12 protein-coding genes are annotated in these 13496 nt (G+C 65.5%); 6 read left to right on the forward strand and 6 right to left on the reverse strand.

Annotated features, from left to right (window positions below; all coding sequences use genetic code 11):
- Positions 1 to 25: 25 nt before the first annotated feature.
- Entirely contained in the window at positions 26 to 1084 is a 1059-nt protein-coding gene (locus tag NU1_RS04070) for a thiolase family protein (RefSeq protein ID WP_067517548.1), read from the reverse strand.
- 40 nt (positions 1085 to 1124) lie between these two features.
- Positions 1125 to 2087, reverse strand: a complete 963-nt coding sequence (locus NU1_RS04075; RefSeq protein WP_067517550.1) for a Zn-ribbon domain-containing OB-fold protein — start codon at positions 2085 to 2087, stop codon at positions 1125 to 1127.
- A 62-nt stretch (positions 2088 to 2149) separates the two neighbouring features.
- Between NU1_RS04075 and NU1_RS04080 the strand changes: the two genes are divergently transcribed.
- Positions 2150 to 3187 (forward strand): LLM class F420-dependent oxidoreductase, encoded by a 1038-nt coding sequence (locus tag NU1_RS04080; protein ID WP_067517551.1) that lies wholly within the window; start codon positions 2150 to 2152, stop codon positions 3185 to 3187.
- A 319-nt stretch (positions 3188 to 3506) separates the two neighbouring features.
- Here the strand turns inward: NU1_RS04080 and NU1_RS04085 are convergent, their stop codons facing one another.
- A complete protein-coding gene (locus NU1_RS04085; RefSeq protein WP_067517553.1) occupies positions 3507 to 4202 on the reverse strand; it encodes a maleylpyruvate isomerase family mycothiol-dependent enzyme in 696 nt (231 codons plus the stop codon).
- A 175-nt stretch (positions 4203 to 4377) separates the two neighbouring features.
- Between NU1_RS04085 and NU1_RS04090 the strand changes: the two genes are divergently transcribed.
- The 3 genes from NU1_RS04090 to NU1_RS04100 all read left to right on the forward strand — a co-directional run bounded on the left by NU1_RS04090 (position 4378) and on the right by NU1_RS04100 (position 8898).
- A complete protein-coding gene (locus tag NU1_RS04090) occupies positions 4378 to 6024 on the forward strand; it encodes an acyl-CoA synthetase (RefSeq protein ID WP_067517554.1) in 1647 nt (548 codons plus the stop codon).
- A 168-nt stretch (positions 6025 to 6192) separates the two neighbouring features.
- A complete protein-coding gene (locus NU1_RS04095; protein ID WP_067517577.1) occupies positions 6193 to 7188 on the forward strand; it encodes a sigma-70 family RNA polymerase sigma factor in 996 nt (331 codons plus the stop codon).
- Between the two features lie 288 nt (positions 7189 to 7476).
- Positions 7477 to 8898, forward strand: a complete 1422-nt coding sequence (locus tag NU1_RS04100; protein WP_067517555.1) for an MFS transporter — start codon at positions 7477 to 7479, stop codon at positions 8896 to 8898.
- Between the two features lie 68 nt (positions 8899 to 8966).
- On the opposite strand, the gene NU1_RS04105 is transcribed toward NU1_RS04100, so the two are convergent.
- The 3 genes from NU1_RS04105 to NU1_RS04115 form a co-directional block, all read right to left on the reverse strand.
- On the reverse strand, positions 8967 to 9380 hold the full coding sequence (locus NU1_RS04105; protein WP_067517557.1) for a VOC family protein: 414 nt from the start codon (positions 9378 to 9380) through the stop codon (positions 8967 to 8969).
- Between the two features lie 242 nt (positions 9381 to 9622).
- Positions 9623 to 10747, reverse strand: a complete 1125-nt coding sequence (locus NU1_RS04110) for an acyl-CoA dehydrogenase family protein (RefSeq protein ID WP_067517558.1) — start codon at positions 10745 to 10747, stop codon at positions 9623 to 9625.
- Between the two features lie 98 nt (positions 10748 to 10845).
- Positions 10846 to 12039, reverse strand: coding sequence for an acyl-CoA dehydrogenase family protein (locus tag NU1_RS04115; protein WP_067517578.1), 1194 nt, complete (start codon positions 12037 to 12039; stop codon positions 10846 to 10848).
- Positions 12040 to 12233: 194 nt separating this feature from the next.
- Between NU1_RS04115 and NU1_RS04120 the strand changes: the two genes are divergently transcribed.
- Positions 12234 to 12422 carry a ferredoxin gene (locus NU1_RS04120; protein ID WP_067517580.1) on the forward strand — a complete coding sequence of 63 codons (189 nt, stop codon included), beginning with the start codon at positions 12234 to 12236 and terminating at the stop codon, positions 12420 to 12422.
- 45 nt (positions 12423 to 12467) lie between these two features.
- The gene (locus NU1_RS04125; protein WP_067517559.1) at positions 12468 to 13370 is read left to right on the forward strand and encodes a 3-oxoacyl-ACP reductase; all 903 of its coding nucleotides are present in this window, start codon (positions 12468 to 12470) and stop codon (positions 13368 to 13370) included.
- Positions 13371 to 13496: the final 126 nt, after the last annotated feature.

The raw sequence follows: 13496 nt of genomic DNA on the forward strand, positions 1-13496 counted from the left end.
CCGGTGAACGCTGCGCAATTGTTCTTCACCGGGCCTCCAATGTGGCGACCAGGTTCTGTTGCAGCGCAGGGCCACTCGTGGCATGTGCCAGCGCGCGGTCGGCGGTGCCATTGATGATTTCGCGGGCGGCGAAGCCGATGCGCTCGAGTCCGGCGGCGAACATCGGATTGCCGGACAGGGCTCCGCCGGAGGGATTGATGCGGGTGCTGTCGCCGAGGCCGATGGCCTGCTTCAGGATCAGCTCCTCGTGGCTGTACTGCGCGTGCAGTTCGGCCACATCGAATCCGCTTGCGTCCCCGCCGGTTACGGCACGGGCCGCAGCGGCGGTCGACTCCGATCCGGTGAGATCGCGCGCGCCCAGCATCGGGGTATCGATGCGGTGCGCCATACCGGTCAGCCAGGCCGGACGCTCACACAGTTCGCGAGCGCGGTCGCCGACGGCCAGCACGATGGCGGCGGCACCATCGGTAATCGGCGCGATGTCGTGGGCGCGGAATGGATCGGCCACATATGGTGCGGCGAGCAGGCTTTCGACATCGGTGCCATTGCGGGCGGCGACCTCGGCCATATCCCGTTCGGTCCAGCGTCCGGCATCGATTCCGGCACGGGCCGCGAGACCGGCGATCGACACCGCGTCCGGCCACAGCGGCGCGACCGTGTACGGGTCGGTCTGCAGCGTCAGAATTTGCCGCAGCGTACCGGCCGACGCCTTGCCGAAGCCGTACACCAGTGCCGTCTTCGCCTGTCCGGAGCGGAGTTTCACCCACGCCTCGTACAGCGCCCAGGCCGCGTCCATCTCCACGTGCGATTCATTGATCGGCGGTACCGCGCCGATGGCGTCGATGGCCGAGATGAACGAGAAGGCGCGCCCGGCAAGGTAATCCGAGGAGCCGGAGCACCAGAAGTCGATATCGGCGGTCTTGATGTCGAGATCGGCGTAGAGCTGCTGGAACAGCGGGTGCAGCATTTCCACGCCATTGGTGGTGCCGAAGGTCTCCGGCACATGCGGCGCGTGGGCGAACCCCACCACCGCGATATCAGTTGCGTTGTCGCGCCCGCCCGTCACCCGGCCGCCACCCCCCATGGAATCGCTACGCGATGCTTTAGTCATTTCAGCGCCTTATCTAGAGGTGGTGCGCGAAGGAGTCGTACTCGGCGTCGGGTTCGCCGGTGGGCTCGAAGTGCGAGATATTGTCCAGCCCGTAATCCCACTCCTCCCGCGGCTTCCACACGGCCTTCACGCGCAGGCCCATGCGCACGTCATCGGCATCGAGGCCCAGCACCAGGTGCAGGAACGGGATGTCCGCGCCGTCCAGCAGGATGTAGGCGGCGACATAGGGCGGCTTGATGCGCTGACCCTGGAACGGCACATTCACAATGCAGTAGGTGGTGACAATGCCGGTATCGGCCAGGTCGACGTAGTCGTCGGTCGGCTTGCCGTCGCGCGGGTCCGCGCCACGCGGCGGGAAGTACACCTTGCCGTCGGATGGGGCGCGCGCACCCAGCAGTCGGCCCTCGACAATGGCCTTCAGGAAGGCGGTCTCCTGCGGTGCGGCGGTGTGCTTGAAGCTCAGGTCGATCGGGGTGACGATGCCGGTGACCGGCTCGGCCTCCTCGTTCGGGGTGGCGGCGATCGAGAACTCGCCGGGCTCGAAGTAGGCGATGTCGTGAATGCTGCCGGAGCGTTCGGCCGCCCAGTGCGCCCGCACCCGCATACCGGTGCTGATCTCGTCGGGTGTGGCCACGTCGACGGCGTGCAGCAGGGCGGTATCGGCACCGTCGAGCTTGATGAGTGCCCAGGCGAACGGCCGCTCGAAGGGCTGACCCGGTAGCGGTTCGGCCACCCAGCTCCACGATTGGACGGTGCCCACATCGGCGACATCGACGAAATCGGTCAGCGCGTCGGCTGTTTTCGGATCGAATTCCGCGGGCGGCACGATCACGCGTCCGTCGGAACCACGCACACCGACGATCCGTCCGGAACGCAGTCCGGAGAGGAAGCGTCCGATGGTCGGACCGACGGAGCGGGTGTAATCGAATTTCATCCGCAGCGGGGCGGCGAGTACTTCGGTGTTCCCCAGAGTCACGAAGTCGAGTAGAACAGGTTCTTATTCTGGTCGCAAGAGTCCAGTTGGGAAGGGAGTCGATCATGCGGTTCGGGTTGCAACTCGGTTATTGGGGTGCACAGCCGCCCACGAATGCCCGGGAATTGGTCGTCGCGGCCGAGGAGGTCGGGTTCGATGCGGTGTTCACGGCGGAGTCCTGGGGGTCGGACGCGTTCACGCCGCTGGCCTGGTGGGGGGCCGGTACCAGCCGAGTGCGACTCGGTACGTCGGTCGTTCAGCTGTCGGCGCGCACTCCCACGGCGACCGCCATGGCCGCGCTGACGCTCGACCACCTCAGCGGTGGGCGGCACATCCTCGGGCTCGGCGTCTCGGGCCCGCAGGTGGTGGAGGGCTGGTACGGGCAGCCGTTTGCCAAGCCTTTGCAGCGGACTCGGGAGTATGTGTCGATTATTCGACAGGTGCTGGCTCGCGAGGGCAAGGTCACCAATGACGGGCCGAATTTCCCGCTGCCCTTCAACGGCCCCGGCGCGACCGGCCTGGGTAAGCCGCTCAAGTCGATCACCCATCCGCTGCGGTCGGATCTGCCGATCTGGCTGGGGGCCGAGGGGCCGAAGAACATCTCCCTCACCGCCGAGATCGCCGACGGCTGGCTGGCCATCTACTACACGCCGCGACTGGCGGGCATGTACAACGAATGGCTCGACGAGGGCTTCGCACGCGCGGGTGCCCGGCGTTCGCGGGCGGACTTCGAAATCGCCGCCACCGCGCAGGTCATCCTCACCGATGATCCCAAGACCGAACTCGACCGGCTGCGCCCGATCATGGCGCTCTACATCGGCGGAATGGGTGCGGAGGAACTGAATTTCCACGCCCAGGTCTACCGGCGGATGGGCTACGGCGATCAGGTCGACGAGATCACCCAACTCTTCCGCGCCGGGCGCAAGGAGGAGGCGGCGGCCGCGGTGCCGGATGAGCTGATCCTGGACACCACGATCATCGGCGATGAGGCGCATGTGCGCGAACAGCTGAAGGTGTGGGAGAACGCGGGCGTCACCATGCTGCTGGTGGGGGTGCGCGATACCGCGCAATTGGCCCGTCTGGCACCGCTCGTTCAGTCGTAGAACACGTTCTGAATTCGGTGGCGTACTCGTTGCGCCCCCGCCCGCTACCGCGGCGCACCGCGTCGTTCGTCGCCCGGGGTGCCGCGTCCCTCGTCATCCCGGCGTGCTTTTGGCCGGGATTCACCTCTGCCCAGTAGTGGATTCCGGCCAAAAGCGTGCCGGAATGACGGGGCAACTTCTGCCGGAATAACGGGCCGCTTTCACTGGATGGACGGAGTTGCTTTCGCCGGAATAGCGGGGCCACTCTCGCCGCAATCGGTGCCGCTTTCGCCGGAATGGCGGGGTTGCTTCGAACGCGGTCGCTGTCCGGCGGACGGCCTCAGGGTGTCAGCGGTCCGGCGAGTACCCGTTCACCCGCGGCGCGGTCGCCCTGCCAGCCGAACTTCGGATCGGAACTCGCCTTGCGCTGCCACAGCAGCAACAGCAGATCCGAGACCGGGCCCGCCAGCTCCGCGACCGGCTCGCCCGGGCCGTAGGTCCAGCTCTGGCCGGTGTCGGTGGCGCGCACCGTCATCGCGGCCTCCGGTTCGGTCGCGAGACCGCGTTTGATCATGCGCTCGGCGAACAGCTCGAAGACCTCCGCGACGCCGTCCGCCGCCATGGCCGCATCGAGCGGTTCGGGGGTGCCCAGCGCCTCCTGGCCGTCCCATAGGTGCATCAGGGTCTCCTGGGCGCGACGCCGCCGCCAGAATCCGATAGTGCGCGGAGCTGACCGGGTGAAAGTCCAAGCCTCCGTTTCCGGATCGGCCGACAGCGAGGTGACGAGCGCGTCCGCGGTGCCGTCGTACCAGGCCCGCAGTTCGGCCGGATCCTTCGGCGCCGGGTCACCCTGGTGATTCCCGCGCAGCTCGGCGACCGCCGTCACCACCCAGAGATTGCCCTGCCCGACGTGGTCGACCAGGTCGTAGAACGTCCATTCGCCACAGTGCGGAACCGGTGCCGAGAGGTCGACCTCCGCCGTGACGAGCTCACCGAAAGCGGTGAGTTTCTCGCGCAAAATGGCCAAGTAATCCATGTGCACACGGTAGTCGGAGGCGCGAATTGTCGTGCGGTTCGGCGAGATTCGCCGTAGTCACCATGTTCCCTCGGGGCCGCCCGCACCGTAGTGTGTGGCGGGGGCCACAAAAAATCGGGGTGTGGGTAGAAAATCGTGGGTTGCTTCACATGAGAACACGTTCTATTTTCATCATGTGAGCCACAACATAGCGGACCTCGTAGAGCACGCCATCGACCTCATGCCGGACAACGTCGCTCTGGTCGACGACACCCGCTCGGTCACCTATGCGCAGTTGGAGGCGCGGGCTAATCAGCTCGCCCACTACCTGCAGGAACAGGGTGTCCAGCCGGGCGACAAGGTGGGCATCTACTCACGTAACACCATTGCGGCCGTGGAGGCCATGGTGGCGGTGTTCAAGGCCCGCGCGGTCATGATCAACGTGAACTACCGATACGTCGAGAACGAGTTGCAATACATCTTCGACAACTCGGATATGGTCGCGCTGGTTGTCGAGCGCCGCTACAGCGACAAGGTCGCCAATGTGTGGCCGAATCTGCCGCAGCTGAAGTCGGTTGTCGTCATCGACGACGGCACCGATCTGCCGACCCCCGAGGGCGCGGTCGAATACGAGACGGCGCTGGCCGCTTCCTCGGCCGAACGCGACTTCGGTGAGCGTTCTCCCGATGACCTCTACATGCTCTACACCGGTGGCACCACCGGTATGCCCAAGGGCGTCATGTGGCGGCAGGAGGATGTCTGGCGCGTACTCGGCGGCGGTATCAACTTCCTCACCGGCGAACCCGTCACCGACGAGTGGGAGCACGCCAAGGTCGGCGCGGCCAACCCGCAGATGGTGCGCTACCCGGTCGCGCCGATGATCCACGGCGGTTCCCAGTGGGCCACCTTCATGGCGCTGTTCAGCGGCGGCAAGACCCTCATGCTGCCGGAGTTCAGCGGGCACGGATTGTGGCAGGCGATCGACAAGCACAAGGTCAACCTGATCTTCATCACCGGTGACGCCATGGCGCGGCCGATGGTCGACGCACTGCTCGAGGGCAAGTCGGAAACCGGTGAGAAGTACGACCTCTCGAGCCTGTACATGATCGCCAGCAGTGCGGCGCTGTTCTCGCCGACGCTGAAGGATGTGCTGCTCGACGAGCTGCCCAACCGGATGATCACCGACTCCATCGGCTCCTCGGAGACCGGCTTCGGCGGTCTGTCCATGGTCACCAAGGGGCAGACGCACACCGGCGGACCGCGGGTGAAGATCGACGGGTCCACGAAGGTGCTCGGCGAGGACGGCCACCCGGTCGAACCCGGCTCCGGCAAGACCGGCTTCCTGGCGCGCAGCGGGCACATTCCGCTCGGCTACTACAAGGACGAGGCCAAGACCAAGGCCACCTTCAAGGAGATCCACGGCGTCCGCTACTCCATCCCCGGCGATTATGCGCGGGTGGAGGAGGACGGCACCGTTACCATGCTCGGCCGCGGTTCGGTGAGCATCAACTCCGGTGGCGAGAAGATCTACCCCGAAGAGGTCGAGGGTGCGCTCAAGTGCCACCCGGACATCTTCGACGCGCTGGTTGTCGGTGTGCCGGACGAGCGTTGGGGCCAGCGGGTGGTGGCGGTGGTGCAGTGTCGCGGCGAGAGCCGTCCCTCCCTGGAGGAGTTGAAGCCGGTGCTGACCAAGGAGATCTCCTCCTACAAGCTTCCGCGCGCGCTCTGGTACGTGGACCAGATCAAGCGCAATCCGGCGGGTAAGCCCGACTACACCTGGGCCAAGGCGCAGACGGAAGAGCGTCCCGCCGACGAGGATGCGCCCGCTCCCGTGAGCAAGTAGTCGTACAGTCTCCGGGGCCGGTCGCGACGAGTGTCGCGACCGGCCCCGGAGTCGTTTCCATCTGGGATTATGCGCTGGTCCAGCGGAGATCGCCATAGCGACAAGCTATGGAAATGAAGCTGTTTCGATTTGCCCAAGTTGTCGGTGGGGTGTGCGAGAGTGGCATTTATGAGCGAACAGTCCGGCAGAACCACCGCCTCCTTGGATGAGGTGTTGAAATCATTCGAGGGGCATCGCCGCGAGCTGTGTGCCTACGCCTACCGCATGCTCGGATCCTCATTCGAGGCCGAGGACGCCGTGCAGGAGGCCTTCACGCGGGCGTGGAAGTCCTATGACTCGTTCGAGGGCCGGTCGAGCGTGCGCTCCTGGCTCTACAAGATCACCACCAATGTCTGTCTGGACATGTTGGACGGTCCGCAGCGCCGCGCCCGGCCGATGGACCTGAACGGTCCGTCTACGCCCGAGTCGCCGCTGCCCATGCCGGAGCCCGATTACGTCTGGGTGGAACCGATTCCGAACGCGCTCGCCTTCGGTGCCGATCCGGCCGAACATGCCTCCACCAAGGACACGCTGCGCCTGGCTTTCGTTGCGGCCGTTCAGCATTTGCCCGCCACCCAGCGCGCCATTCTGATCATGCGCGAGGTGCTGCGCTTCTCCGCCAATGAGACCGCCGATATGCTCGTCATGTCTCCGGCTTCGGTGAACAGCGCCCTGCAGCGCGCCCGCGCCACCATGTCGAAGGTGCAGCCGGAGACAACCAAGACCTTCGACGAAACCGATGAGCAGCAGCGCAAACTCGTCGACGATTTCGTGAAGGCCTTCGAGTCCTACAATATGGACGCGCTGACCACCCTCCTGAAAGCGGATGTGGCGCTGGCGATGCCGCCGTTCTCGCTCTGGGTCTCCGGCCCGGAGAATGTGGCGACGTTCATGCTCGGTACCGGCCAGGCCTGCCGCGACTCGCGCCTGGTGCCCCTGGAGGGTGCGAACGGTCTGCCCGCTTTCGGGCACTACAAGCCCAGTGGTGAACCGGGCGTGTGGATTCCGTGGTCGATCACCGTGCTGGAACTCGATGACGGCAAGGTCTCCGGCCTCAACTTCTTCCTCGATACGGAGAAATTGTTCCCGCTGTTCGGGCTCGCCCCGGAGTGGCGCGAGCAGTAACCAGACCTGGTCGACGCGCACGGTGGATGCGCCGGGGTGGTCCGGCGCGGCGCGGCGACATGCGTAAACGGCCCGTTGGGATGTATTCCCGGCGGGCCGTTTGTATTTCGCGGCCAAACCTGTGGATCCTGCCGTGCCGTGACCGATGTAGATACCCCTATGGGGTATGAGATGGATCACCGGGAAGAGTCCTAGGCGACTAATACCCCCCAGGGGTATACATATCGCATCGGAACTTTCCCGGAACGCTCCAGTGGCGTTCCGCCAACTGTCAGGGAGTGAATTCCAATGTCGGAACGGACCTCGGCCCCGCCAGCCTCACGGCGTTGGGTCGCGTTGGGGCTGATTGCCCTAGCCCAGTTCATGGTGATCATGGACACCTCGATCATCGGCGTAGCACTGCCGAAAATGCAGGAGTCCCTGGGGTTCTCACAGGAGAATCTGTCGTGGGTCTTCAATGCCTACGTCGTGGTGTTCGGCGGGTTGCTGCTGCTCGGCGGCAAGCTCTCCGACATCCTCGGCGCGCGCCGCGTCTTCCAGGCCGGTTGGGCCATTCTCGGTATCGGATCCCTCGCGGCCGGGCTGGCCTCGAACGCGGTTGTCGAACTCATCGGACGCGGGGTGCAGGGTGTCGGTGCCGCGCTCATTGCGCCCTCCGCGCTGACGCTGCTCGTCATGGTGTTCGGCAGTAATCCGAAGGAGCTGACCAAGGCCTTCGCGGTCTACGGTGCGGCGGCTCCGGCGGGCGGCACCGCGGGTGTGTTCCTTGGTGGGCTCATAACCGAATATGCCTCGTGGCCTTGGGTTTTCTATATCAATATCCCGCTCGCGCTGGTGGCGCTGATTGCCGCGCCCGCCCTGCTGCCCGACGGTGCGATGGCACCGCACGGTTCGGTGGATGTGCTGGGTGCGCTGATGGCGACCCTCGGATTGGGTGCGGCGGTATTCGCGGTCGTGCGGGCCGAGTGGGCCGCGGTTTCCACCTGGGTCGTTCTCGCCGCGGCCGCGGCGCTGCTGGCGGCCTTCGTCGTCACTCAGGCGCGGCGTAAGGACCCGCTCATGCCGCTGGCCATCTTCCGGGCCCCGGATCTCGGTGCCGCCAACCTGGCGCAGGTCCTACTCGGCGCGGCCTGGGTGCCGATGTGGTTCTTCCTCAACCTGTACCTACAGCAGGTTCTCGGCTATTCCGCCTTCCCATCCGGTGCGGCGCTACTGCCCATGACCGCACTCATTATGATCGGCATGATCGCGCTGTCGCCGAAACTGTTCGCCCGCTTCGGAGCTCGCACCATGACCGTCACCGGTCTGCTCATTCTGGCGGCCGGATTGGGCTGGCTGTCGTTCGTTCGTCCCGAGGGCAATTTCTGGATCGATGTCCTACCCGGCTCCCTGGTGGCGGCACTGGGTATGTCACTTGCCTTCATTCCCACCCTGCAGACGGCGATTTCGGCCGCCGCACCGGAAGAGGGCGGGCTGGCCTCCGGCATTGTGAACACCGGCTACCAGATCGGCTCCGCCCTGGGGCTGGCCGTAGCCACCGCCATCGCCGCGGCCGCCGGAGCGGAAGAGCTGGGCGACCGGGCAGCGCTGACCGACGGTTTCTCGGCCGCGTTCATCGCCGCCGCGGTAATCGCCCTCGGCGCGGCCGGGCTCGCCCTGGCCACCTTCCGCAAGTCCGCGCGCCGAGCGGAGGTGACCGCTGGAGTCTGACTCGGTTGCTACTCCGCACATACGAAGGGCCCGCCGATAACCTCGGCGGGCCCTTCGCTTGTGGTAGATCAGCCCGGGTAGTTCATCCAGAACGGCTCCCACTGGTGGCCATCCGGATCGATGAAGGTGCGGCCGTACATTCCGGCCCCGGCCTCCTCCACTCGGCGACTGTCATCGGCTTCCTCGGTGCCGCCGGCGCGCAGTGCGTTCTCGACCAGGGCATCCACCTCTTCGCGGTTGGCGAGCGAGAGCGCGTAGGCGGCCGAGACCGTACCGACGGTGTCGGCGATCGAGCGCTTGCTGAAGGTGGTGAAGAAGTCCTTCGTCAGCAGCATCAGGCAGATGTTGTCATCCACCACGATGCAGGCGGCATTGCCATCGGTGAAATCCGGATTCACCTTCCACCCCAGCGCCTCATAGAAGCTCTTGGACCGCTCCAGATCGGAGACGGGAAGGTTGATGAAGATCATCTTGCTGGCCATGGTGGCTCATTCCTCTCAGCGTTCGTTACGTGTTGAACGTAAGGACGAACCGGACACCGAAAACTCATCGGTCCCACCGGAAGTGTTCTGCACCACGGGCCTCGCAGTGCTGCCCCCCGTCATCCCGGTGTGTCTTTGGCCGGGATCCACTTCTGATCGGAGTTGTGGATTCCGGCCAAAAGCATGCCGGAATGACGGGGCGGTCAGGCCGCTCAGAGGGCCTACCGTTCAGAGGGCCCATCTCAGTGCGCGTCGGCGAGCAGACCACCGAGGGCGCGCAGATGATCGCTCGCGCCGCCGAGCGCGAATTCATTGTGCTTGGCGGCGGTGAAGTACTGGTTGACGATGTGATCGCGGTCGATTCCCACGCCGCCGTGTACGTGGACGACGGTGTGGGCGATGCGGTGGCCCGCGTCGGCCGCCCAGAATTTGGCGGTGTGGATTTCGGCCGCGGCGGGCAGGTTTTCCGATAGCAGCCAGGCGGCCTGCTGAACCGCCAGGCGGACGCCCTGGACGTCGATGTAGGCGTCGGCGAGGCGCTGGGCCACGGCTTGGAAGCTGCCGATCTTGCGATTGAACTGTTCGCGTTCGCGGGCGTAGTCGGCCACCAGTTCCAGGCCGCGCTCCACGGTGCCGAGCTGCTGGGCGGCCAGGCCGAACCAGGCGTGTTCGAGCAGCCAGGTGAGGATTTCGGGGCCCTGGTCCAGGGTGCCGACCAATTCGGCGGGGGCACCGGCCAATTCGACTTCGGCCTCGGGGGAGCGGTCGGTGACCAGCTGGTCCGCGATGTGCACTGTGGGTTCAGCGGGGTCGACCAGGAAGACCGCCGCTACACCGGAGACGGTGGCGGGCACCAGGATTCGCGACGCCTGCCGGGCATAGGGGACGGCGATCTTGATGCCGGACAGCCGCCAGGCGCCGTTCTCGTCGGCGGTGGTGACCGGTTCGGCGGGCTCCCAGTTGCGCTCTTCGCTCAAGGCCACGGTCAGAATCGATTCGCCGGTGGCGGCCTGGGCGGCGAGTTCGCGCTGGGTGTCGGAACCGAACCGGGCCAGCGCGTTCGCGCCGAGCACGATCGACCACAGGTACGGCACGGCGGCCACGGACTTGCCGAGCTCACGCAGAATGCTCGACTGCTCCAGTGCACCGAAACCGCTGCCGCCCACCGTTTCCGGCAGTGTCGCAGCCAGTACACCGGTCTCGGCGAGCGACTTCCACAGCGATTCGTCGAATCGCACCGTGGTATCGCCCGCGGCATCGGTGTTCTTGTCCAGTGCGCGCAGCCGATCGGCGGTCACCAGCTTGCCGGTCACCTCGGCGGTGAGACGGGCCAGATCCTGCTGCGCTTCGGTAAGGGTGAAATCCATAGTGGTTACCTAGCTTCTCGTCGACGTTCGCGCAGGGCCCGGAGGAGGCAGCTTGCGTAACCACGTAGGGCACCGTGAACGTCGCTGTTGGACACAGCTCAGCGCGTGGCCGGAGGCTGCTTCAGGGCGGTCATGGCGATAATGTCGCGCTGCACCTCATTGGTGCCGCCACCGAAGGTGAGGATCAGGCAGGCGCGGTGCATACGCTCCAGGCGACCGCGCAGCTGCGCGCCGGGGGAGTCCTGGCGCAGATAGGCCTGCGGGCCGAGCACTTCCATGAGCAGGCGGTACGCCTCGGTGGCCAGTTCGGTGCCGTACACCTTGCAGGTGGAGGCGTCCCACTGGCGTGGTGTGGCTTCCCCACCGGCGTCGGCGCGCGAGGCGATCTCCCAGTTCAACAGCTTCAGGTACTCCACCTTGGCGTGCACGCGCGCGAGGTTCATCTGCACCCACGGCTCGTCGATGACCCGAGAACCATTGCTGTTCTTGTTTTCCCGAGCCCACTCGGTGGTCTGTCGCACTGCCAGGGCCAGCGGCGCGGAGGAGGTCAGCGCCACTCGTTCGTGATTGAGCTGATTGGTTACGAGGGACCAGCCGCCGTTTTCCGGGCCGACCATATCGGTGTGCGGAATCCGCACATCCTGGTAGTAGGTGGCGCTGGTATCCGGTCCGGCCATGGTGTGCACCGGCGTCCACGAGAAGCCCTCGGCCGTGGTCGGCATGATGAACATCGAGATGCCCTTGTGCTTCTTGGCGGCCGGATCGGTACGGACGGCCAGCCAGACATAGTCGGCGTAGGCGATGAGGCTGGTCCACATCTTCTGACCGTTGACGATCCAGTCGTCGCCGTCGCGCACGGCGCTGGTGCGCAGTGAGGCCAGGTCGGTACCCGCGCCCGGCTCGGAGTAGCCGATGGCGAAGTGCAGTTCACCCGCGGCGATCTTGGGCAGGAAGAACTTCTTCTGCTCCTCGGTGCCGTAATGCATGATGGTCGGCGCGACCGAGTTGATGGTCAGGAACGGCACCGGGGCGCCGGCGATGGCGGCCTCGTCGGTGAAGATCAACTGATCCATGGTGGAGCGGTCCTGGCCGCCGTACTCCTTGGGCCAGCCCAGCGCGAGCCAGCCGTCGCGGCCCATCTCGGCGACGACCTCGCGATAGACATTGCCCTCGCCGTATTCACCGGTCTGCGCGGACAGTGCCTCGCGTCGCTCCGGAGTGATCAGCCGGGCGAAGTACTCACGCAGCTCGGCGCGCAGCTGTTCCTGCTCGGGCGTATACGCGATGCGCATAGTGCTGTGTCCTTTCTGCCGCACCACTCCGGCGGCGGGTTCGCGGCCCTGAGATGCGAACCGAGGTATTGAGCCGATGATTGCACATCAACTGGAACATGTTCCAGTACTGGGCTGGTTTCCGGCCTTTTCGGCTATGCCTGCATCGGTCATCTTGTTAGGCTCTGGCGAAGCCTGTGGCAAAGGAGTTGGCTATGAAGGTCACTGTTGATCTCGACCAGTGCGAAGCGAACGGCATCTGTGTCGGAATCGCCCCCGACGTGTTCGATCTCGATGATGAGGACATCCTGCACATCACTGCCCCCGAGGTGGCCGCCGAGGATGAGGACGATGTCCGTACGGCCGTGGCGCAGTGTCCCAAGGCAGCGCTCAAACTTGTCTGAAAGTAGCCTTGCTCAGAAGGTGGAACACGTTCTAAAGTCGGCCCGGTGAGTGATTCTGATGTGAGTCTTGCCGGCCGGGTTGCGATCGTTACCGGCGGCGGTGCCGGGCTGGGCCGGGCGGAAGCTCTGGCACTTGCCGGCGCCGGCGCCTCGGTGGTGATCAACGATCTTGCCGAAAACGATGCGGTCGCCGCCACGCTCGCCGATATTCGGGCGCTGGGTGCGAAGGCCGAGTTCGTCGCGGGCAGCATCGCGGAGCGGTCCACCGCCGACGCGCTGATCGCCACCGCCGACGAGGCGTTCGGCGGGGTGGACATCGTTGTCAACAATGCCGGGATCACCCGCGACAAGATGCTGTTCAATATGTCCGACGAGGATTTCGACGCCGTCGTCGCGGTGCACCTGCGCGGACACTTCCTTTTGACCCGTAATGCGGGCGCGTACTGGCGGGCCAAGTCCAAGGAGGCGGGTGCGCCGGTTTACGGCCGCATCATCAATACCTCTTCCGAGGCCGGTCTCCTCGGCCCGGCCGGGCAGGCCAATTACGGCGCCGCCAAAGCGGGTATCACCGCGCTGACGCTGTCGGCATCGCGAGCGTTGGCCAATTTCGGTGTGCGTGCCAATGCCATTGCCCCGCGCGCCCGGACGTCCATGACCGAGGCCGTATTCTCCGCGGCGCCGACGGAGGGTCCTGATCCGCTCTCGCCCGATCACGTCGCCCGCCTGGTGGCCTATCTGGCCGCTCCAGCGGCGGAAAAGGTCAATGGGCAACTCTTTGTCGTATACGGCCCGATGGTCGCGCTGATGGCCGCTCCGGTGGTCGAGCAGCGCTTCGATGCCGAGGGCGAATGGACCCTGGATGCGCTGGCCGAGACGCTGGGTGGGTATTTCGCCGAACGTCCTTCTGGCGCTACATTTTCGGCCGCTTCGCTGATGGATCTCGGCTGATACTGCCATAGCGAAGGTTACGCCCGGGACTGCCCGGTTGATCAAGCGATCAACTATTGGTAGGAATGGGGTTCGGCGGTGTGTGACGGCTCACAAAGTGGTCATGCTCGTGACAGAATCCCCGGG

This window comes from Nocardia uniformis NBRC 13702 (assembly GCF_001613345.1).
Classification (GTDB): Bacteria; Actinomycetota; Actinomycetes; order Mycobacteriales; family Mycobacteriaceae; genus Nocardia; species Nocardia uniformis.